General features: G+C 63.8%; 20 protein-coding genes and 2 tRNA genes. 7 read left to right on the top strand and 15 right to left on the bottom strand.

The annotated features are described in order from the left end of the window. Window positions 1-32: 32 nt before the first annotated feature. The 6 genes from ASU23_RS23940 to ASU23_RS23915 all read right to left on the bottom strand — a co-directional run bounded on the left by ASU23_RS23940 (window position 33) and on the right by ASU23_RS23915 (window position 6235). Window positions 33-2216 (bottom strand): malate synthase G, encoded by a 2184-nt coding sequence (locus ASU23_RS23940; RefSeq protein WP_058038817.1) that lies wholly within the window; start codon window positions 2214-2216, stop codon window positions 33-35. Window positions 2217-2368: 152 nt separating this feature from the next. Continuing rightward, the gene (locus ASU23_RS23935) at window positions 2369-3619 is read right to left on the bottom strand and encodes a trans-acting enoyl reductase family protein (RefSeq protein WP_042451005.1); all 1251 of its coding nucleotides are present in this window, start codon (window positions 3617-3619) and stop codon (window positions 2369-2371) included. Between the two features lie 44 nt (window positions 3620-3663). Further along, window positions 3664-4095, bottom strand: a complete 432-nt coding sequence (locus ASU23_RS23930; protein WP_003946198.1) for a universal stress protein — start codon at window positions 4093-4095, stop codon at window positions 3664-3666. 156 nt (window positions 4096-4251) lie between these two features. After that, entirely contained in the window at window positions 4252-5793 is a 1542-nt protein-coding gene (locus ASU23_RS23925; protein WP_074447104.1) for an SDR family NAD(P)-dependent oxidoreductase, read from the bottom strand. Between the two features lie 108 nt (window positions 5794-5901). After that, a tRNA-Leu gene (locus ASU23_RS23920) sits at window positions 5902-5987 on the bottom strand. Between the two features lie 162 nt (window positions 5988-6149). Then, window positions 6150-6235, bottom strand: a tRNA-Leu gene (locus ASU23_RS23915). Between the two features lie 118 nt (window positions 6236-6353). On the opposite strand from ASU23_RS23915, the gene ASU23_RS23910 reads away from it, so the two are divergent. Both ASU23_RS23910 and ASU23_RS23905 read left to right on the top strand, forming a co-directional pair. Next, window positions 6354-7706 carry a M20/M25/M40 family metallo-hydrolase gene (locus tag ASU23_RS23910; protein WP_003946170.1) on the top strand — a complete coding sequence of 451 codons (1353 nt, stop codon included), beginning with the start codon at window positions 6354-6356 and terminating at the stop codon, window positions 7704-7706. Between the two features lie 65 nt (window positions 7707-7771). Next, on the top strand, window positions 7772-8308 hold the full coding sequence (locus ASU23_RS23905) for a YbhB/YbcL family Raf kinase inhibitor-like protein (protein ID WP_054827756.1): 537 nt from the start codon (window positions 7772-7774) through the stop codon (window positions 8306-8308). A gap of 58 nt (window positions 8309-8366) precedes the next feature. Here the strand turns inward: ASU23_RS23905 and ASU23_RS23900 are convergent, their stop codons facing one another. The 3 genes from ASU23_RS23900 to ASU23_RS23890 form a co-directional block, all read right to left on the bottom strand. After that, complete coding sequence (locus tag ASU23_RS23900; RefSeq protein WP_054187384.1) at window positions 8367-9437, bottom strand: quinone-dependent dihydroorotate dehydrogenase; 1071 nt, start codon at window positions 9435-9437, stop codon at window positions 8367-8369. Window positions 9438-9512: 75 nt separating this feature from the next. Further along, window positions 9513-9761 carry a DUF5703 family protein gene (locus ASU23_RS23895; protein WP_003946171.1) on the bottom strand — a complete coding sequence of 83 codons (249 nt, stop codon included), beginning with the start codon at window positions 9759-9761 and terminating at the stop codon, window positions 9513-9515. Beyond that, window positions 9761-10786 (bottom strand): lipoprotein, encoded by a 1026-nt coding sequence (locus tag ASU23_RS23890; protein ID WP_042451002.1) that lies wholly within the window; start codon window positions 10784-10786, stop codon window positions 9761-9763. The genes ASU23_RS23895 and ASU23_RS23890 overlap by 1 nt, the downstream gene beginning before the upstream one ends. A 183-nt stretch (window positions 10787-10969) precedes the next feature. Here ASU23_RS23890 and ASU23_RS23885 point away from each other — a divergent pair, with 183 nt between their 5' ends. Continuing rightward, window positions 10970-11392, top strand: a complete 423-nt coding sequence (locus ASU23_RS23885; RefSeq protein WP_007733387.1) for a hypothetical protein — start codon at window positions 10970-10972, stop codon at window positions 11390-11392. On the opposite strand, the gene ASU23_RS23880 is transcribed toward ASU23_RS23885, so the two are convergent. The 5 genes from ASU23_RS23880 to ASU23_RS23860 all read right to left on the bottom strand — a co-directional run bounded on the left by ASU23_RS23880 (window position 11373) and on the right by ASU23_RS23860 (window position 16112). Next, window positions 11373-12236 (bottom strand): heme ABC transporter ATP-binding protein, encoded by an 864-nt coding sequence (locus tag ASU23_RS23880; RefSeq protein ID WP_058038816.1) that lies wholly within the window; start codon window positions 12234-12236, stop codon window positions 11373-11375. The two genes, ASU23_RS23885 and ASU23_RS23880, sit on opposite strands and share 20 nt — an antisense overlap. Continuing rightward, window positions 12233-13330 carry an iron ABC transporter permease gene (locus ASU23_RS23875; RefSeq protein ID WP_030537529.1) on the bottom strand — a complete coding sequence of 366 codons (1098 nt, stop codon included), beginning with the start codon at window positions 13328-13330 and terminating at the stop codon, window positions 12233-12235. The genes ASU23_RS23880 and ASU23_RS23875 overlap by 4 nt, the downstream gene beginning before the upstream one ends. A 63-nt stretch (window positions 13331-13393) precedes the next feature. Next, window positions 13394-14401, bottom strand: coding sequence for a hemin ABC transporter substrate-binding protein (locus tag ASU23_RS23870; RefSeq protein WP_042450998.1), 1008 nt, complete (start codon window positions 14399-14401; stop codon window positions 13394-13396). Beyond that, on the bottom strand, window positions 14398-15084 hold the full coding sequence (locus ASU23_RS23865; protein WP_003946162.1) for a heme oxygenase (biliverdin-producing): 687 nt from the start codon (window positions 15082-15084) through the stop codon (window positions 14398-14400). The genes ASU23_RS23870 and ASU23_RS23865 overlap by 4 nt, the downstream gene beginning before the upstream one ends. A 92-nt stretch (window positions 15085-15176) precedes the next feature. Then, window positions 15177-16112: an aldo/keto reductase gene (locus ASU23_RS23860; RefSeq protein WP_003946175.1), complete on the bottom strand. Its 936-nt coding sequence runs from the start codon at window positions 16110-16112 to the stop codon at window positions 15177-15179. Window positions 16113-16340: 228 nt separating this feature from the next. On the opposite strand from ASU23_RS23860, the gene ASU23_RS23855 reads away from it, so the two are divergent. The 4 genes from ASU23_RS23855 to ASU23_RS23840 are packed head-to-tail and all read left to right on the top strand — an operon-like array spanning window position 16341 to window position 19406. Further along, window positions 16341-17186 carry an undecaprenyl-diphosphate phosphatase gene (locus ASU23_RS23855; RefSeq protein ID WP_030537531.1) on the top strand — a complete coding sequence of 282 codons (846 nt, stop codon included), beginning with the start codon at window positions 16341-16343 and terminating at the stop codon, window positions 17184-17186. A 58-nt stretch (window positions 17187-17244) separates the two neighbouring features. After that, window positions 17245-17940: a histidine phosphatase family protein gene (locus tag ASU23_RS23850; protein WP_003946173.1), complete on the top strand. Its 696-nt coding sequence runs from the start codon at window positions 17245-17247 to the stop codon at window positions 17938-17940. A gap of 55 nt (window positions 17941-17995) precedes the next feature. Then, complete coding sequence (locus ASU23_RS23845) at window positions 17996-18595, top strand: DUF3090 domain-containing protein (RefSeq protein ID WP_003946200.1); 600 nt, start codon at window positions 17996-17998, stop codon at window positions 18593-18595. Window positions 18596-18599: 4 nt separating this feature from the next. Further along, window positions 18600-19406, top strand: a complete 807-nt coding sequence (locus ASU23_RS23840) for an SCO1664 family protein (RefSeq protein WP_082661460.1) — start codon at window positions 18600-18602, stop codon at window positions 19404-19406. Here the strand turns inward: ASU23_RS23840 and ASU23_RS23835 are convergent. Then, complete coding sequence (locus ASU23_RS23835; protein WP_003946187.1) at window positions 19403-19864, bottom strand: MarR family winged helix-turn-helix transcriptional regulator; 462 nt, start codon at window positions 19862-19864, stop codon at window positions 19403-19405. The genes ASU23_RS23840 and ASU23_RS23835 overlap by 4 nt on opposite strands. Between the last annotated feature and the right edge of the window lie 10 nt (window positions 19865-19874).

Below are 19874 nucleotides of genomic sequence, written 5' to 3'. Positions count from 1 at the left end.
CGGGTTCAGCTTCGAGTTCGAAGAAGGTGAAATCAGGCGTTGGCGGCCTTGTACTCGCGGCGGCGGCGATGCAGGATCGGCTCCGTGTATCCGCTGGGCTGCTTCGCGCCTTCGAGGATGAGTTCCTTGGCAGCCTGGAACGCGATGTTGGAATCGAAATCAGGTGCCATGTTGCGGTACTCGGCGTCGCCCTCGTTCTGACGGTCGACAACCGGGGCCATGCGCTCGAGTGCACTGACAACGTCGCTCTCGCTGACGATGCCGTGACGCAGCCAGTTGGCGAGCAGCTGGCTCGAGATGCGCAGCGTGGCGCGATCCTCCATGAGCGCGACATCGTGGATGTCGGGAACCTTGGAGCAGCCGACGCCCGCGTCGATCCAACGGACCACGTAGCCGAGGATGGACTGGCAGTTGTTGTCGAGCTCTTCCTTCTTCTCCGCGTCCGTCCAGTCGGTGCTGGGAGCGAGCGGGATGGTCAGGATGTCGTCGACGCTCGCGCGAGGCTTGCCCTTCAGGCTGTCCTGAACTGCGAATACGTCGACGCGGTGGTAGTGCGTCGCGTGCAGCGTTGCGCCGGTCGGCGAAGGTACCCATGCGGTGTTGGCGCCGGCCTTGGGGTGACCGATCTTCTGCTCGAGCATGTCTGCCATCAGCTCGGTCATGGCCCACATGCCCTTGCCGATCTGCGCCTTGCCCTGCAGGCCGCAGGCCAGTCCGGTGTCGACGTTCCAGTCCTCGTACGCACCGATCCACTTCTGCTTCTTCATCTCGGCCTTGCGCACCATCGCGCCGGCTTCCATGGAGGTGTGGATCTCGTCGCCGGTGCGGTCGAGGAAGCCGGTGTTGATGAACACGACGCGGTCGACGGCTTCCTTGATGCAGGCGGCGAGGTTGACCGTCGTACGACGCTCCTCGTCCATGATGCCGACCTTGAGCGTGTTCTCCGGAAGCCCGAGGACCTGCTCGACACGGCCGAACAGTTCGGTGGTGAAGGCAACTTCCTCGGGACCGTGCTGCTTGGGCTTGACGATGTAGATCGAGCCGGTGCGGCTGTTGTCGAGCGGTCCGTTGGCGTCACTGATCGAGAGGCCGTGCACTGCACAGGCACTGGTGATCAAGGCGTCGAGGATGCCCTCGGGGACCTCGTTGCCGTCGGCGTCGAGGATCGCGGGGTTGGTCATGAGGTGACCGACGTTGCGGACGAACAGGAGCGAACGACCGTGCAGGCTGAGTTCGCTGCCGTCGACTGCGGTGTACTTACGGTCGCCGTTGAGCGTGCGGGTGAAGGACTTGGCGCCCTTCTTGATCTCCTCGGACAGGTCACCGCGGTTGAGACCCAACCAGTTTCGGTAGCCGACAACCTTGTCGTCGGCGTCGACAGCGGCGACCGAGTCCTCGAAGTCCATGATCGTGGTGACGGCGGATTCGAGAACGACGTCCTTGACGCCGGCGGCGTCGGTGCTGCCGATCGGGGACGAGGCGTCGATCTGGATCTCGGCGTGCAATCCGTTGTTGAGCAGCAGGATGCTCGTCGGTGCGTCCTTCTCGCCGAGGTAGCCGACGAGCTTCTCCGGCTGGGCGAGCGTGGTGACAGTACCGTCTGCCAACGTGATCTTCAGTTCACTGCCGTCGACAACGTACTTGGTTGAATCTGCATGCGATCCCGACGCGAGAGGTGCTGCCGCATCGAGGAATTCACGCGCCCAGGCGATGACTTTGTCGCCGCGGACCTTGTTGTAGCCGGAACCCTTCTCGGCGCCGTTCTCCTCGGAGATGGCGTTGGTGCCGTACAGCGCGTCGTACAACGAACCCCAGCGGGCGTTGGACGCGTTGAGTGCGAAGCGCGCGTTGAGGATCGGCACGACCAACTGCGGGCCGGCCGTCGAGGTGATCTCGGTGTCGACGTTCGCGGTGGTGACCGAGAACTCGGCAGGCGTCGGCAGGAGGTAGCCGATTTCCTGCAGGAACGCCTTGTACGCGGCGGCGTCGATGGGAGCGCCGGCGTGATCGCGATGCCACTGATCGATCTGAGCCTGCAGATCGTCACGCTTGGCAAGCAAGTCGCGGTTCTTCGGTGCGAGCTCGGTGATGACCTTGTCGGCGCCGGCCCAGAACGTTTCGGCGTCTACACCGGTGCCGGGAAGAGCCTCCTCGACCACGAAGTCGTAGAGAACCTTGGCAACCTGAAGACTGCCGACCTGAACGCGCTCAGTCATGAATAGCCTCACTTTTCCGAAAGCGGAGCATCACATATGGATGCCATGAACCAACATCAATGTTACCTGGGAGTATTCCCACCGCTGTCCGCGCCCTGAGCTGCGATAATCGGGCGCGAAGAGCTGAAACGATCAAGTGAAATTCGTTCTGTCTAGAGTTTGCGCGCGGAAATCTCGAAACCAGCCGCGCGTAGACGCTCGACCAGGACGTCGCCGAGCGCTGTCGCTGGAGTCAAAACGCCGGTGGCCGGGGGAAGAGCCTTTTGGTCCTTCGCCAACGACAACGCAGATTCGCCGAGCATTACCGCCGTCGCGCTGTATCCCGGGTCGCCCTTCGCCTTCACTCGTGATGTGTATCGGGCGCCGGTCGTGGTCGTGGTGAACACGTCGAGCGTGAAGTGGCCCTTCTTCTGGGTGCTCTCGCTCGGACCTTCACCGGGAGCCGGCAAGACCTTGTCGAGAAGGAAACGTGTCGGAGGTAGAGCGAGTCCGGCGACCAGCGCGCCGAGGCCGACCGCCACGCCGCCCGCAATCACCGGTGACACCACCGATGAGCCGACGCTCATCACCTCGCTGTACTTGAACTTCTTGCCGTACGCCCACTCTCGGAGCGCATTGCTGCGACGGACGACTCGTGTGTTGTACGACGCCATCACGAACGGCGCTTTCCACCCCTTCAACGACGGATCGATCTTCTTGCCGTCGATTACGCTCACGTCGCTCTGGCGTCCGAGTTCGGGCTCCCGATCACGATCGGGGCTCAGCGAGTACGGCGAGGCAGCAAGTTTCCGCAGGCGCGCATCGTCTTTCGACACGTCGATTTGGTTGCGAAGCGAATCGATGGTGCCACCGCTCACGCCGCCGCGCAGGGCCGTGACCACCAGGGTGGTGTCGGTGAGCTCGCCGGCGCCGTCGGCGGCGACCTTCTCGTGCAGGACGTGAACTCCGAGATCGGAAGGGATGGAATCGAATCCGCAGGAATGGACGATCTTGGCACCGGTCGAGACCGCCAGCTCATGGTTGTCGTCGATGCTCTCGCGGTGGAACAGCACCTCACCGGTCAGGTCGACGTAATGAGTTCCGGCGGAGGCGCATTCGTGAACAAGGGCGTGGCCGTACTTGGCATACGGGCCGACCGTGGTGGCGACGACCCGGGTTCGCTGGGCGAGTGCCTTCAGTGCGGTTGCGTCGTCGGCGTCGGCGATGATCAAGGGGAGATCGGCAGCGGCAGTACCCAGATCGGCGCGAGTGGCTGCCAACTTTTCGAGGGAGCGGCCACCGAGGCCGATCTTCGTGCCTTCGGGAGCATGTTTGACGAGGTAGTCGGCGAGAAGCTTACCGACGAAGCCGCTCGCTCCGTAGACGATGATGTCGAGTTCTCGGGCGGGCGAGGTTCCAGTCATGGAGCCAGCCTACAAACGAGTAGTCGAAAGTGATGTGACCGCGGTCACTCGGCGGGGAGGGGCTCCTTGACGACGAGGATCGGAGCCTCGACTTCGAGCAACAGGCGTTGCAGCGGGCGTTCGAGGAGGAACTTGCCGATGGGGGACATCCGGCGTGTTCCGACGATCAGGAGATCGACACCCGCGTCGTGGACCAGGTCGACGAGTGCGGTAACCGGATCGCCGTCGTGCTCGGTGGTGCGCAGATCCCACTTCGTCTCCGAGAATCCACCGGCGTCGAGCGCTGACTGGATCTCGCCGCGAAGAGCGGCCCTATCGTCCTCGGTGTCTCCGAGGTTGACCGTGCCTCCGATGTTGACGTCGTCCAGGACGTGCAGAACCAGCAGTTCCTCGCTTCGACCCACGGATTCCCGTGCAGCGGCCACGATTGCGGCACGGCCTTCCGGGCTGTCCTTGTGTACGACGGCGATCGTCATGGTTCCTCCGAGTCGGTGAGCAGTGTCGGCTCCATTATCGCCTGCAATGCTGTGCTCTACCTGAAATGAGCTACTCGACACGGGGGTTTGGGGGTGACGAGATCGCCACATCGGGGCGGCTGGGTGCTGCCCATCACGAATGCGGCGTGCTGCCGATCACCACGGCGAAGGTTTGTAATCCTTGAGGAAGCAGCCGTGCAGGTCGACGCCCAGTTCACCCTGAACGATGGGGTCGTAGACGCGGGCGGCACCGTCGACGAGGTCGAGTGGTGCGTGAAAACCTTCGTCGGCCAACCGCATCTTGGTGAAGTGCGGGCGTTCGTCGGTGATCCAACCGGTGTCGACGGCGGTCATGAGGATGCCGTCGTCGAGCATTTCCTTGGAGCTGGTGCGGGTCAGCATGTTCAGTGCTGCCTTGGCCATGTTGGTGTGCGGGTGGCCAGGGCCCTTGTACGCGCGGCTGAACTGGCCTTCCATGGCGGAAACGTTCACGACGTACTTGCGTCGTGCAGCGGCCGCGGCCATCGACGGGCGCAAGCGCGAAACGAGGATGAAGGGCGCGACCGAGTTGCAGAGCTGGACTTCGAGAAGCTCGATCGGATCGACCTCCTCGACGGTCTGGACCCAACTGTTGGTGTGCGCGAGGTCCGGCAGCAGCCCGCCGGCGTCGATGGCGATGCCTTGCTCGATGCGATCGGGTGAAGCCGACTTGGCGACGAGTGCGAGTGAACTGACCGCGTCGGCGGACAGATTTCCGGAGGTGATGCTTGCGACATCCGACAGCGATCCGGCCAGAGCCGCGGGGTGAGCGTCGCTCGTCTTGCCGAAGGTCAGGACATCAGGCAGTTCACCGGCGGGCAGCGCTCCGGACTCGGCGTCGACCAGAGCGCCGTAGGCACCGGGGGAGCGTCGGACGGTTTGCGCGGCGTTGTTGATGAGGATGTCGAGTGGACCCTGCGCGGCAACGGAATCCGCGAGTGCAACAACCTGGGCGGGGTCGCGGAGGTCGATGCCGACGATGCGCAGACGGTGAATCCAGTCGTTGCTGTCTTCCATCGCTTTGAATCGGCGGATCGCGTCGTTGGGGAATCGCGTCGTGATGGTCAGATGTGCGCCGTCACGCAGCAGGCGCAACGCGATGTACATGCCGATCTTCGCGCGGCCGCCGGTCAGAAGTGCGCGTCGGCCGGTGAGATCAGTGCTGGCATCACGTTTGCTGCGGCTGGTGGCAGCGCAATCGGGGCACAGTTGGTGGTAGAAGGCGTCGACTGCGGTGTAGCGCTGCTTGCAGATGTAGCACGGCCGCGCCTTGATGAGCGTTCCGGCGGAGGCGCCGGCGGTGTTCGACTTGATCGGAATGCCTGCGGTCTCGTCGTCGATGCGATCCGGTGAACCGGTGGCAGTCGCAGCGACTACTTGGCGGTCGGCTTCGTTGACGGCTGCGCGCGAGGCGAGGCGACGCTTCTTCTTGAGCCGCTTGAACAGATGGCCGACAGCGCGCTGCATGGTGATCGAATCGGGATGCTCGTCGTCGAGTTCGGCGGCTTCGGAAAGGACCTTCAGGCAGATTTCGAGTTCCGCGGGGTCGAGGCCGGTGAGTTCGGCTCGAGCAGATTCTGAATCGGCTGTTTCCAGCGAATCTGCCTGCAGTGCATCCGACTTCTTGGTGTCTGTATCCACTTCGAACTTCTGTTCCATCTCGATCGCCGCTCGCGCGGACTGTTCCCTGGTGCGGGAACTTCGCCAATTACGAGAAAAGCTCCGGTTCGATGAACCGGAGCTTTTCCTGTCTGTCTCAACACAGAGTGTCCGAGGGGGGACTTGAACCCCCACGTCCGTTAATAGGACACTAGCACCTCAAGCTAGCGCGTCTGCCATTCCGCCACTCGGACTCGGCCCCGATTTCTCGGTGCTGGGAAAGAGTATCCGATGCCATCCCCAGGTCCCAAATCGCCCCACTGCTGTGCGCCTTTTTTAACCGCCGGGGGTTAATAAAGGCGCACAGCAGAAAGACCCCAGCCTGATCAGGCTGGGGTCTTTCTGCTGTATTCGAGTGTCCGAGGGGGGACTTGAACCCCCACGTCCGTTAATAGGACACTAGCACCTCAAGCTAGCGCGTCTGCCATTCCGCCACTCGGACTCGGCCCCGATTTCTCGGTGCTGGGAAAGAGTATCCGATTAGGTGAGCTGCCCCAAATCGCCAGGTTGCGGGGCATTCCGGTCGCCCGCGTCGTTTGATTCGATGGTAGGAAAGTGGAATGACCACAACCCCGAATAATCCGAATCCGAGCAGAGCCGAAGCAGAAGTAGTCGAACTGGTCAGTTCCCTCATCCGCTTCGACACCTCGAACACGGGAGAACTCGAAACCACCAAAGGCGAGCGTGCGTGCGCGGAGTGGGTTGCCGCGCAGCTTCAAGAAGTCGGTTACGAGACGGAATACGTCGAGTCCGGAGCACCCGGCCGAGGAAATGTCTTTGCTCGCTTGAAGGGAGCCGAGTCGGGTCGTGGTGCGTTGATGCTTCACGGTCACCTCGACGTAGTTCCGGCCGAGCCCGCCGACTGGAGCGTCCATCCCTTTGCCGGCACCGTCCAGGACGGTTACGTCTGGGGGCGCGGCGCCGTGGACATGAAGGACATGGTCGGGATGATCCTGGCCCTCGCCAGACAGTTCAAGGCGGAAGGCGTCGTACCGCCGCGTGATCTGGTGTTCGCTTTCGTGGCGGACGAGGAAGCGGGCGGAAAGTACGGATGCCAGTGGCTGGTCGAGCACCGCCCGGATCTGTTCGAGGGAGTGACCGAGGCCGTGGGTGAGGTCGGCGGTTTCTCGCTGACGGTTCCGCGGCCTGACGGAACCGACCGCCGGCTCTACCTCGTGGAGACTGCGGAAAAGGGCCTAGGTTGGATGCGTCTGACTGCCAAGGGACGCGCCGGACACGGCTCCTTCCTCCACGACGACAACGCAGTCGCGACACTCGCCGGCGCGGTCTCGAGGCTTGCTGCCCACCAGTTCCCGATCGTGATCTCGGATTCGGTCGCGGAGTTCCTGACCGCCGTCGGCGAGGAGACCGGATTGGACTTCGATCCGGGATCACCCGACATCGACGGGACTCTCGCGAAGCTGGGCACGATCGCCAACATCATCGGCGCGACGTTCCGTGACACGGCGAACCCGACGATGCTCAAGGCCGGATACAAGGCGAACGTCATTCCGCAGACGGCCGAGGCGGTCTTCGACTGCCGCGTGCTGCCGGGACGTCAGGCCGAATTCGAGCGAACGGTGGACCAACTGATCGGTCCCGACGTGACCCGCGAGTGGATCACCAAGCTGGATTCGTACGAAACAACGTTCGACGGCCACCTCGTAGACGCCATGAACGAGGCGATCCTCGCCCACGATCCGGAGGCTCGCACAGTTCCGTACATGCTCTCCGGCGGAACCGACGCGAAGGCATTCGCGAAACTGGGCATTCGCTGCTTCGGCTTCGCGCCGTTGCAGTTGCCGCCCGAGCTGGATTTCAGCGCGCTGTTCCACGGCGTCGACGAGCGAGTTCCGGTGGACGCACTACTGTTCGGGACACGTGTTCTGGAACATTTCCTGCTCAATTCCTGACGAGCACGTAGATAGATCCGTGAGCTCGACGCACATCGAGCTCTCTTGTCACAGAAAGGATTCGCATGGCGCACGATCCGTACGAACCATTGCCGAAGTTGCCGAGTTTCGAGCTGACCAGTGACGACATCACTGCGGGCCAGCCGCTGAAGCTTGCTCAGGCCAGTGGAGCCTTCGGTGTCCCCGGTGGCGAAGACATCTCACCGCAGCTCTCGTGGTCCGGCTTTCCGGCCGAGACGAAGAGCTTCGTCGTGACGGTGTTCGATCCGGACGCACCGACTGCGTCGGGGTTCTGGCACTGGGCCGTGGCGAACATCCCCGCTTCCGTCACCGAGCTCCCCGCCGGTGCCGGCGCGGCGGACAGCGATGTCCTGCCCGCCGGAACCGTCACCCTCCGCCACGACGGTGGTGGGTTCGGTTTCATCGGTGCAGGCCCGCCTCCCGGGCACGGTCCGCATCGCTACATCGTCGCGGTGCATGCCCTCGACGTGGAGGCGCTCGACGGAGTCACCCCTGATTCGTCGCCGGCGTTCCTCGGTTTCAACGTGTTCCATCACGCGATTGCGCGTGCAACCCTGACCGGGACGTTCGAGGTCGAATAGTCACTATGCTGTGCGCCTTTATTAACCGCGGGCGGTTAATAAAGGCGCACAGCACTTTCTAGCGAGGGTTCTCAGCTCCCACAGCCTGGGCGATCGACGAGAAACCCGCTGCGCGGACCCGCTTGGCTATCCCCTTGTGGATGCTGCGAGCCCAGAACGGTCCGCCGTAGATGAAGCCGGTGTATCCCTGCACCAGTGTCGCGCCGGCGAGGATCCGTTCCCACGCCTGATCGGCCGTCTCGATACCGCCGACCGAGATGATGGTCATCTTGTCGCCCACTCGGACGTACAGGCGCCGAAGTACTTCGAGTGAGCGCTCGGCGACCGGTGCACCGGACAGCCCGCCTGCGCCGAGTGCAGCTACCTCGGCGTCCGGGGTCTTCAAACCGTCGCGACGGATCGTGGTGTTGGTCGCGACGATTCCGGCAAGCCCGAGTTCGATTGCCAGATCGGCGACCGCGTCGACGTCCTCGTCCGAGAGGTCGGGCGCGATCTTCACCAGTACCGGCACGCTGACGGTGTCGAGCACGGCCTGCAGGATCGGGCGCAGTGATTCGACGGCCTGCAGATCACGGAGTCCGGGCGTGTTCGGCGAGCTGACATTCACGACCATGAAGTCGGCCAGCGGACCCAGAAGCTGCGCGCTGGCGGTGTAGTCGGCAGCGGCGTCGGCGGCTTCGACGATCTTGGTCTTGCCGATGTTGGCACCGATCGGGACCGTGACGCGGCGCTGTCGCAGGAAATTCGCCGCGTGACCAGCGCCGTGGTTGTTGAAGCCCATCCGGTTGATCAAAGCGCGGTCGGCCGGAAGACGGAAGAGACGCGGCGCGGGGTTACCGGGCTGAGCCTGGGCCGTCACTGTTCCGACCTCGGCGAAACCGAATCCCAACGGGCCCCAGGCGTCGACGCCGGTGGCGTCCTTGTCGAATCCTGCGGCGAGGCCGAGAGGTGCCGGGAACGTCAGACCGAATGCCTGACTCCGCAGAACCGGGTCGTCGACGACAAGGACTTTTGCGACCAGCCAGCGAAGGGGAGCGAACCGTGTCACCAGTTTCATCGCGGTGAAGGCAATGTGGTGGATGCGTTCCGGTGGGACCCGGAACATCAGGCTCAGCAGCAGTTGGTACACGATTCTCCAGCTCTTCGATGGTGTGATTTTGTCAGCGGTTTCGACAGCGGCGGGCCCTGGTCGTCTGTTGGACGATCAGTGCTGAATGCCGTCCGGATCGGTCACGTGCAGCGGCGTCTTCTTTCGCTTGAGGAGCACGCGACGACTGCCGTCGGGGTAGAGACGGACTCGGGAGAGTTCCCATCCGCCGAACTCGGCGGAGATCGCCAGACGCATCGACGCCGTGACCCGCGAAACATTCGGCGGTAGTCGAAGGGGCACATAGTCGAACTTGTCGTCCGACGTCTCCCACTGCGCGGGGATCCCGCGCGTACGCTTTTCCATCAGTTCTCCCGTGACGGGATGACCTGCAGCCCGTCACCGGTTGCCGATCCGACGATCAGATTGCCGTTGGAAGAGTCTACGGCCAACGAATTCGGCTGTCGCACCGTCTTGAACCGTCCGGTCTCCACGGGGATGCCGGACGACAGATCGAAGCCGACCACTTCATTGGTCGCGGTCAGTGTCACCCACACCCGATCCGCGGCCTCGTCGTAGGCGACGGCGTATGGCGACTCGCCGACGGGGTAGCGCTGGTGCATCAGGAGCGGATCGGCAGTGAAGACGAGCAGTTCGTTCCCGGTGGTGTCGGTGACAAGGATGCGTCCGAAGCGATCGGTGGCCAGATGAGTTGCGCCCTCACCGGCGCGAAGAGCGACGCCGAGTTTGCCGTCTTCGAGATTGATCGCCGTCAGCGAGGTCTGACGGTGATCGAGGGCGCTCAGGTTGTCGCCGGTGACCGCGAGTTCGTCGACGGATGCGAATCCCGAAACCGTCTGTGACTGATCGGTCTTCGGGTCGACGATGTGAACTGAACCATTGTCCGTGCCGATCGCGATGCGGCCGTCGTTGAGTTCGACCGCTGAATTCGCCTGCCCGTCTACCGGGATGGACGTCCGTTCGCCCGAAGTCAGATTCAGCTTCACGACCTGGCGATCCATCGACAGAAGAGCGCTACCGTCAGAGCCGATCGAAACGTCGCGTACGTCGGAATCCAGGGCTGTCGGACGACCTGCAGAGGCGGGGTCGGCGCCGGCCAAACTGTCCGAAGGAACGACCAGCACCGATCGTGGGTCGTTGGCAACCAGAACAGCGCTGCGCGTGATCGGGTCGAATGTGATGGAATCGATCAGACCTGAATACGGGTGAACCACGCCGTCCGGGGTGCTGGTGGTGGCCGGTGAGACCGCTGCCGTTGCGGGATCGATCGTGATGAGGTCGTCTCCGCCATCTCCGGAAGAACATCCTGTGACCAGCAGAACCGCCGCCCCCATTGCTGCTGCAGTGGTGCGGATCCCTAGGCGAGCCATGTGTAGTTCCTCTTTTTCTTGTCATCTGTTCTTCACGCAGTGCGACTGTCATCGATCATCCCTGATCGCAGTCGGGCGCCGTTCATCGCGTCGAGGAACTACCGACCATTCCGCTCACACCCTTGACGCGATACCGTACGAACAGCGATTGCGGTTGACGCTGCAATCACCGAGGAGATCATTGTGATTCCCACAGAACCCACCGATTCCGGCGCGCAGTCGCCCGAACCGGCGCGGCCGGGCTTCGAGATCGAGGACCTCACCGTCGGCGCCCATGCACACGGTTTCGGCAGGTCCGACGGTCGAACTTTCGCGTTCCGCGTACGAAAGAGCATGCTGTTCGTCGAGGTATACGGCGAATACTGCGAGCACAGTGTGCCGACCCCTGCAGACGTTGTCGCCACCGCGGAGCGATCGGTGACCGACATCGATCTGACCGACGAGCGAAGCATCGCCGGTGTGGTCCGCGACGCAGTTCTGTCCACGGAGGCTGATTGGTCACAGCCCGGTCCCGGTGACGGAGTTCGCGAGGGAGACGGCCGCAGCCTGCCGACGGTGAGAGCCGTCCTGAACAGGCTGGGATCGATCATCGATTCTGTTCGGTGAATTCTCGGCGCGGGATGACCAGGGTTGCTCCGGTTGTCGGATGCGGGAACACCTCGACCGGATAACCGTAGACGCGGGTCAGAAGCTCTTCGTGCAACACCGATTCCGGGGGACCGTCAGCGGCGATGCGGCCGTTTTCGAGCACGACGATCCGATCCGCGTACGCCGCTGCCAACGCGAGGTCGTGCAAAACGACGACGACGGCATCGCCGTCCGCAGCGCGAGCGCGCGCCACGGACATCACCGCTTCCTGGTGTCCGAGGTCGAGAGCTGCAGTCGGCTCGTCCAGCAGGATGGTCGACGTTTCCTGTGCCAGTACCCGGGCCAGCGCGACCCGCGCTTGCTCGCCGCCGGACAGCACGGCGAACGGCCGATTGGCGAACCCCTCGACATCGCAGGTCTTCATCGCCGCGGTGATAGCAGCGCCGTCGCGGTCTTCTCGGCGAGTTCCGGTCCATGGCGCACGTCCCATACGAACCACCTGGCGAGCGCTGAACGAAAATCCGATGGTGTGTTTCTGGGGGAGCACCGCGCGTCGGCGCGCCATGTCGATCGGCGACCACTGAGTGAGGTCGGTGCCGTCAACGTCCACCCGCCCAGCGATGACGGGCTGATCACCGGCCAACGCCGCAAGAAGAGTCGACTTACCGGCGCCGTTCGGTCCGACGAGAACGACTAGCTCGCCTGCCCGGACTTCGATGGACACGCCTTCCAGAATCTGCCGACCACCGCGTTCGACTGTGATGTCGCGCGCCTCGAGGGTGACATCACCGATGGCTGGGCTCTTCGGTTCGGGGGTGACGCGGCCGAACAGTTCGCGCCAGTTTCTTACGAGGCTGCTCATGCCCACCCGCCCTGTTGCGCGCGCGTGCGTCGGAGAAGCCAGAAGAAGAAGGGGCCGCCCACCAGAGCGGTCAGCATTCCGAGGGGCAGGTCTGCGTTGTCGATCAGCGACCGCGAGCCCAGATCTGCGACAAGCAGAACCAGTGCGCCGGCGAGGGCGCTCGCCGGAATCAGCGCGCGGTGGCCAGGTCCGACGAGAATGCGCATCAGGTGCGGAACGACCAGGCCGACGAAGAGGATGATTCCCGTGAAGGCAACACTCGCCGAGACCAAGAGAGCGACGATCAGTACCGCGAACTGGCGAAGCCGTTCGACGTTGACGCCCAGATGACGGGCCGCGTGTTCACCGAGCGCCAGCAGGTCGAGACGTGGGGCGATCATCATGGTCGCGGCGATCCCGACGACGGTCATCGGCGCCACGATCAGGACTGCGTTCCAGGAAGCGCCGTTGAGTGAGCCGAGTTGCCAGAACACGATCTGATCGCGAGCGGACGGGCTGGCGACGAAGGTGAAGAACGCGATGAGCCCGCCGGCGAACGCGTTGATCGCGACGCCCGTCAGCACCAACGTCACTACTTCGGTTCGGCCTTCGTGCCGAGCCAGAAGGTAGACCGCCGCGGTGGTGACCAGCCCGGCGACGAACGCAGCCGCAGCAACGGCCCAGCCGGCCACGAACGTTCCCCCGACGACGATGACAGCACTCGCGCCAACTGCCGCGCCCGCAGACACTCCGATCACTCCGGGTTCTGCGAGCGGATTGGAGAACACACCCTGCAGGAGCGCACCGGAACATCCCAGCGCCGCGCCGACACAGATGGCGAGCACGACGCGGGGGAAACGAACCTCCCACAAAGTCACTTCACCGCTGGGATGGGCGGGCATCGGACCGAGGTCGAGCCCGATGCGATGCAGGATGCTGCCCAAAACCTCGAGAGGCGACGTCGGAACTTGGCCGATGCACGCCGACAGTACCGCGACGATCACCAGGGCGAGAGTCAAGCTGACCAGAACCGCACTCACCCGCGACCGCGACGCGGGGCCAGACGCCGACTTGTCGGCGCCCCCGACGTCGTGTGAATCCTCGGCTGCGGACACAGTCTTACCTGCTTCGGAACTACCTGTCTCTGTACTCACGAATCAGCACTCACGAATCTTTGCTCACGATCCACCGGGCTCGTAGATCGCTTCGGCGAGTGCCGCCATGACGCGTCCGGTGTTCGGCCCGAAGCTGAGCAGTACACCGTCCGCCATGTCGACTACTCGTTTGTTCTTTCCAGCCGGCGTCTGAGCGATGCCAGGGACCTTTTCGAGGCCGTCGATTCCGCCGATCGATGCCAATCCGTCCGTCATCATCAGCAGGGCGTCAGGCGCTGCGGCGATGAGCGCTTCGCTGGTGATGGGCACGAACTGTTGTGTGATGCCCGAGGCGGTTCCTGCATCGGTGGCGCCGAGTGCCTCGATCAAGGAATCTGCTCCGGACCCTTCACCGCCGATCATGGTGATGGCCGATCCGCGCATGTAGAGGAATGCGATTTTCAGTGGATCGCCCTCGGTGGGGACCAGGTCACGAGCTCCAGCGATTTCCGATTCGGTCCGGTCGACCAGCGCCGCGCCCTGGGCAGGGACGCCGAGCGCGTCGGCGACGGCCTGGAGTTGTCCTGGCACACCCTCGAGTGTTCGGGTCGGATCGAAGAAGACGACGGGAACACCGGCGGCGCGCAACTGATCCTGGACGCTCTTGGGCCCGATACTGGTGTCGGTGAGAACAACGGTGGGATTGAGGTCGAGAATTGCCTCGGTGTTGAGCGATTGGCCGCCGACCGTGACAACCGGCACGTCCGCGACCGCGGGGAACTTGGCGGCGGTGTCGCGGCCGACGAGATTGTCACCGAGGCCGAGCGCCACCGTCGTCGTCGCGAGCGTCCCGTAGCGGTCGGCCGCAACAATCCGGCTGTTGTCGGTGATGGTCACGTCGACGCCGTCGAAGCTCTTCACCGTCACGGGCAGTGTCGCGGTCGGGTTGTCGGACACGGGAACCGGGCTGGAATCTTCGAGTACCGCGGTCCTGGCACCCTGAGATGTCGTCGAAGTGTCGCTGGACCCGCAAGCCACCAGACCGAAACCGGCTGCTGCGACCAGAGCCGCCGCGGCCAAGCGCTTCATCATTTGACGAGGTAGCTCTCGATGTCGCCTTCGAGGTCGGCGAACAGGTCGCCGTTGAGGCGGTACGCCAGATTCACCTCGTCGATGAAACGCTGCTGTTCCTCGGCGGGAATCTGCAGTGCATCCAGATTCGAGCGGTAGTCGTCCTTGAAAGGCTTCGGCTTGGGGATGCCTTCGAAGATGTAGAAGCGAAGTCCGTCGGTCTCGAATCCGTAGGCGCGTTCGAGCATCCGGCGGATGATCTGTCCGCCCGAGAGATCGCCCATGTACCGAAGGTAGTGATGTGCGACGAAGCCGGCAGGCCAGTCGAACGCCACCTCCTTCAGGCGGGCGATGTAGCGCTCGGTTGCCGGCAGTGCCACGAGTTCGTCGCGCCAGTTCGGTCCGCCGAGGAACTCGAGATCGGCCTCGAGTGAAGCCACGCGCAACAGATCCTCGGACAGGAACGGGGCGACCAACTCGTTGTCGGCGTGTGTGCGGCCGGCCTCTTCGAGGCTCGTGTAGACGAGGTACGTCTGTCCCAGAAGTGCGGCGTAGCCAGCCGTGGTCAGCTCACCGCCGAGTAGTGCGCCTACGAATCGCGACTGCTCCGTCTCGCGGTGTGCTGCGTCCGTCTCGGTCTTGATTCGTTCGGAGAAGGCTGGGCCTGCGTCTGCGGAAAGGCTGTCTACGTCGAGCGTGGTCATTGATTCTCCTGAGGCTGTAGTCAAGCGTTGCCTACTAGGTTAGCCTGCCCTCGCCAACGCGATACCTCCGGTATTTCGATCAGCGGGACAGATCAAGCGCTCACATCGTCGAGAGCCGCGGCAATCGCTTTCGGAAGTTCCAATTCTTCGGTTGCCAGTACTCCTGTCAACTGGGCGAGATCACGCGTGCCGACGACGGCGCTGGCCACCCCGGCGCGATCGCGCGCCCAGGCCAGTGCCACCGCCAGTGGGGAAGTACCCAGACCGTCGGCAGCGGTAACGACTGCGTCGACCACCCGGATCGAGGAATCGGTCAGATAGCTCTGCACATCCTGCGAATGTGCTTCGTCGGCGCCGCGGGAATCGACGGGAATGCCGTCGCGGTACTTGCCGGTCAGCACACCGCCCGCGAGGGGTACTGCGGCGAACACTCCGACGCCGTGATGGGCCGCCGCTGCGAACAATTCTTCCTCGACGCCGCGTGCGAGCAACGAGTACTCGGCCTGCGTCGCGGCGAGTGTTGTTGCGCCACCGGCTCCTACGGCCGTCGCGAGCTGCCAGCCGAGGTAGCCGCGAACTCCGACGTACCGCACCTTGCCGCTCGAGACGGCGTAGTCGAGGGTTGCTGCAACCTCGTCGACGGGCGTGAGCGGATCCCAGGTTGCGACCTGCCACATGTCGAGGAAGTCGGTTCCGAGTTCACGAAGAGTCGCGTCGAGCTGGCGGAGCAATCCGCGCCGCGAGCAGTCGACGCGGTCGGTGCCGATCGGTGTGGGGTCGATGCCGGCGCTCGAGCTGATGATGAGTTCGTCACGTGGAACGACGTCGTCGAGCAACTCGGCGAGGATCCGTTGCGCCGCACCGGCGCCGTAGGCGGGCGAGGTGTCGACCAGGGTTCCGCCGGCCTCGGCGAACGCGAGTAGCTGCGCAGCAGCCTCGTCGCCGTCCGTGTCGCGTCCCCATGTCAGTGTGCCGAGCCCAAGTCGCGAGACCCGAAGTCCGCTCGTTCCGACAGATCTGTGCTTCATAACCGCCTGCATCTCGCGCCCGACTCGTGTGCGCAAGTGCGGCACCCGAGAGATCTCACCACGTGCAGACTAGTAGGCGGTCGCCTCGAGTCGGGGTATTCGGACACGGACGTGCCGGGCGCGGCGCGGCGCCGTGGGCCCCGGTAGCGTGGCGCCGGTGAAACGTGAACCCGACACACGAAACCTGTGTGCAGTAACCCCATTCGAATCAGCCGGGATCGGTGAGTGATGGGCGAAGCGATGACCTGGCTCCAGGCCGTGATCCTGGGCCTCGTGCAGGGCTTGACCGAGTTCCTGCCCATCTCGTCTTCCGGACATTTGCGAATCGTGTCGGAGATATTCTTCGGCAGTGACGCCGGCGCATCGTTCACCGCGGTGACGCAGCTCGGCACCGAGTTGGCGGTCCTGATCTACTTCGCACGCGACATCGTGAGGATCATCACTGCCTGGTTCCGAGGTGTGTTCAATGCCGAGCACCGGGGCGATCTCGATTACCGGATGGGCTGGTACGTCATCATCGGCACCATCCCGGTCGGCATCCTCGGGTTCTTCTTCAAAGACCAGATCCGTACCGGCGCACGCAATCTGTGGCTGATTGCCACGATGCTGATCGTGTTCGCGCTCGTCATCGCTGCTGCCGAGTACTACGGACGCAAGACGCGCCCGATCGAATCGCTCACAGCGCGTGACGGCATCATCATGGGTTCGGCTCAGGCGCTCGCGCTCATCCCGGGTGTCTCACGTTCGGGTGGCACGATCAGTGCCGGCCTTTTCCTCGGACTCACCCGTGAGGCCGCAGCCCGTTACTCGTTCCTGTTGGCGATTCCGGCAGTTCTCGCCTCCGGTTTGTTCAGCCTCCCGGATGCCTTCGAGCCGGCCGGTGAGGGTCTGAACGCGAGCGGTCCGCAGTTGCTGGTGGCAACCGTCATCGCCTTCGCGGTCGGTTACGCAGCGATCGCCTGGCTGCTTCGATTTGTTGTCGATCACTCCATGTACTGGTTCGTCGGATACAGAATCGCTCTCGGCGTAGTCGTCCTTGCGTTGCTGGCCACAGGGGTCGTGTCCGCGACATAGGGCCCGTTTCGACGTCGACCACCCGTCCGTGCGGCCACCGCCCCATTAGGGTTGTGGAATGACAGTTGTCCTACTGCGGCACGGGCGGTCGACGTCCAACACTGCCCATACCCTGGCCGGTCGAACGCCGGGTGTGGAACTCGACGACCACGGCCGGAAACAGGCCGAAGGCGTCGTCGATCGGCTGGTCGGTCTGGACATCGCGGAGATCGTCCGCTCGCCGCTGTTGCGGTGTGAGCAGACGGTCGGCCCCATTGCCGTCGACCGTGGTCTGACGCCGGTGGTCGAGGATCGCCTCATCGAGGTCGATTACGGCGACTGGACGGGTCGCCCGCTCAAGGAACTCTTGGAAGAACCGCTCTGGAAAGTGGTGCAGCGCCACGCTTCCGGTGCAGTGTTTCCCGGCGGTGAAGGGCTGGCCCAGGTACAGGCGCGAGCCGTTGCCGCGATCCGAGAGCACGACGCACGGCTGGCCGAAGAACACGGCAAGGACGTCGTCTGGATCGCGTGCACGCACGGTGACGTCATCAAATCGGTTCTCGCCGACGCGTTTGCGATGCATCTCGATTCGTTCCAGCGCATCGTCGCCGAGCCCGCCTCGGTCAGTGTGATTCGCTACACGGCGACACTGCCGTTCGTTCTTCGCGTCAACGACACCGGAGACGTACTCGCCGCGATCGGTGCAGCGAAGGCCGCGACCAACGGTTCGGCTCCCGCGCAGGAGTCCGTCCCCGGCGGAGAGGTCGGTGCGTGAGCTGTGACGGATAATGGGTATTCAGTGATGTTCTGCTCGAACTCGAGGAGGTGCAATGTCGCGCGCGATTCACGTATTTCGCACTCCTGACCGATTTGTCGCAGGAACGGTGGGCGAACCCGGTGACAGGTCTTTCTATCTCCAGGCCGTGCACGAATCACGGGTGGTGAGTGTGCTGCTAGAGAAGCAGCAGGTTCAGGTCCTCGCCGATCGCATGGGCTTACTCCTCGAAGAGGTACATCGACGCTTCGGAACCGAGGTTCCGCCACAAGCCGACGACGTCTCCGACCTCAGCCCGCTGGTCACACCACTCGACGCGGAGTTCCGGGTCGGCACGATGGGGCTCGGTTGGGACGCCGATGCCGGGGCGGTCGTCGTGGAGCTGCTTGCCGTCAGCGAGACGGAGTTCGACGAATCGGTTGTCCTCGACGACGCCGACGACGGTCCGGACGCAGTCCGTGTGTTCCTGACTCCGGAGCAAGCGCGCGAGTTTTCGCTGCGGTCCGAACGCGTCATCGCGGCGGGACGCGCGCCGTGCCCGCTGTGTGGTGAACCGTTGGCGCCCGAGGGGCACGTCTGCATCCGCACCAATGGGTACCGACGCGGCGAGTCCTTCGGTTTCGCGATCGACGATGCAGACGACGACGAGGTCTGACGTCGTGTCCGAATCTGGTGTGCCGGACGTTCTGCTCGAGGGTGATCTGACTCTGATCGGTCAGATCACCACGGCGAGCAACGCCACGCTGGTATGTGAGTCGACTCTGGGGGAGAAGTCCACCCGCGTGGTCTACAAGCCGGTCCGGGGTGAACGCCCACTGTGGGATTTCCCGGACGGCACTCTGGCGGGGCGTGAGGTCGCGTCGTACCGCGTGTCCGAGGCGCTGGGTTGGGGAGTGATTCCGCGAACAGTGTTGCGGGACGGCCCCTTCGGTCCAGGCATGGTGCAGCGATGGATCGACACCGTCGATCGCCGCGCGGATGGATCTGGCGGACTCGAGATGGTGGACCTGTGCAGTCCCGGCAACGTTCCGCCGGGGTGGTTCGAGGTCCTGCAGGCGTTCGACTCGGAGGGTGAACCAGTCTCCCTGATCCATGCGGACGATCCACGGCTGCAGCGAATGGCCGTTCTGGACGTCCTCATCAACAACGCCGACCGCAAAGGTGGTCACGCCCTCGAAGGCGTCGACGGCTCGGTGTACGGCGTTGATCACGGAATCTGTCTTCACTCGGAGAACAAGCTGCGGACCGTGTTGTGGGGGTGGGCCGGGCAGCCCGTACCCGGTGCTTTGATCGCCGACGTCGCCGAATTCGCGACAACTCTCGACGGGGATCTCGGCGACGAGTTGTCCGAACTGATCACCGAAGAGGAAATCGTGGCCTTGGCGGTGCGGGCGATGCAGTTCGCCGAGTCCGCTGTGATGCCTGAGCCGAACGGCCATCGAACGATTCCCTGGCCGGCCTTCTAGTCGCGAGACGTTTCCTGCTGTTCGCGAGTTGCCGTCTTCAATCCGGGTGAGCGAACCAATCGCAGTAGTTGTTCGCGCAGCGCGGCGACATCCCCGACGCCGACGGTCAACGCCGCATCTTCTTTCTCGAGCGTCAGTAGTCGCTCGTACGTCAGTCTTCCGGCGTCGGTTATCGCGATCACGCGCCGACGCTCGTCCCTCGGATCGGTGTCACGAGTGACGTAACCCGCTCGTTCGAGACGGTCGATCGTGCGGCTCATCGTCTGATCGGTGACTCGGGCGTTCTTCGCGATGTCGCGTTGAGACGCCGCCCCACCGGCGATCGAGTGGAGCACGATCAGGCCCGCGTGCGTCATGTCCTGAGACCGCAAGACCTTCTCCCATGAGTGCTCCACCAGGCGTGCAGCGGTGGACAACAGCCGGCCGGTGGGCCAGTCGTCCAGGCCGTCGCTGCTCATTTTTCTGCCT

The organism is Rhodococcus sp. KB6 (genome assembly GCF_001445685.1).
Classification (GTDB): domain Bacteria; phylum Actinomycetota; class Actinomycetes; order Mycobacteriales; family Mycobacteriaceae; genus Rhodococcus_F; species Rhodococcus_F qingshengii.
Note: the sequence above shows the minus strand (reverse complement) of the source record. Positions and strands in the feature narration are given on the sequence as shown.

What these genes read in the sequence shown, in the direction of transcription:
- ASU23_RS23910 (WP_003946170.1), top strand. Translation starts at nt 6,354, where the DNA reads ATGACCACAACCCCGAATAATCCGAATCCGAGCAGAGCCGAAGCAGAA.
- ASU23_RS23860 (WP_003946175.1), bottom strand. Translation starts at nt 16,112, where the DNA reads ATGAAGCACAGATCTGTCGGAACGAGCGGACTTCGGGTCTCGCGACTT.
- ASU23_RS23890 (WP_042451002.1), bottom strand. Translation starts at nt 10,786, where the DNA reads ATGGCTCGCCTAGGGATCCGCACCACTGCAGCAGCAATGGGGGCGGCG.
- ASU23_RS23835 (WP_003946187.1), bottom strand. Translation starts at nt 19,864, where the DNA reads ATGAGCAGCGACGGCCTGGACGACTGGCCCACCGGCCGGCTGTTGTCC.
- ASU23_RS23925 (WP_074447104.1), bottom strand. Translation starts at nt 5,793, where the DNA reads ATGGAACAGAAGTTCGAAGTGGATACAGACACCAAGAAGTCGGATGCA.
- ASU23_RS23880 (WP_058038816.1), bottom strand. Translation starts at nt 12,236, where the DNA reads ATGAGCAGCCTCGTAAGAAACTGGCGCGAACTGTTCGGCCGCGTCACC.
- ASU23_RS23905 (WP_054827756.1), top strand. Translation starts at nt 7,772, where the DNA reads ATGGCGCACGATCCGTACGAACCATTGCCGAAGTTGCCGAGTTTCGAG.
- ASU23_RS23855 (WP_030537531.1), top strand. Translation starts at nt 16,341, where the DNA reads ATGGGCGAAGCGATGACCTGGCTCCAGGCCGTGATCCTGGGCCTCGTG.
- ASU23_RS23850 (WP_003946173.1), top strand. Translation starts at nt 17,245, where the DNA reads ATGACAGTTGTCCTACTGCGGCACGGGCGGTCGACGTCCAACACTGCC.
- ASU23_RS23870 (WP_042450998.1), bottom strand. Translation starts at nt 14,401, where the DNA reads ATGATGAAGCGCTTGGCCGCGGCGGCTCTGGTCGCAGCAGCCGGTTTC.
- ASU23_RS23845 (WP_003946200.1), top strand. Translation starts at nt 17,996, where the DNA reads ATGTCGCGCGCGATTCACGTATTTCGCACTCCTGACCGATTTGTCGCA.
- ASU23_RS23865 (WP_003946162.1), bottom strand. Translation starts at nt 15,084, where the DNA reads ATGACCACGCTCGACGTAGACAGCCTTTCCGCAGACGCAGGCCCAGCC.
- ASU23_RS23935 (WP_042451005.1), bottom strand. Translation starts at nt 3,619, where the DNA reads ATGACTGGAACCTCGCCCGCCCGAGAACTCGACATCATCGTCTACGGA.
- ASU23_RS23895 (WP_003946171.1), bottom strand. Translation starts at nt 9,761, where the DNA reads ATGGAAAAGCGTACGCGCGGGATCCCCGCGCAGTGGGAGACGTCGGAC.
- ASU23_RS23930 (WP_003946198.1), bottom strand. Translation starts at nt 4,095, where the DNA reads ATGACGATCGCCGTCGTACACAAGGACAGCCCGGAAGGCCGTGCCGCA.
- ASU23_RS23940 (WP_058038817.1), bottom strand. Translation starts at nt 2,216, where the DNA reads ATGACTGAGCGCGTTCAGGTCGGCAGTCTTCAGGTTGCCAAGGTTCTC.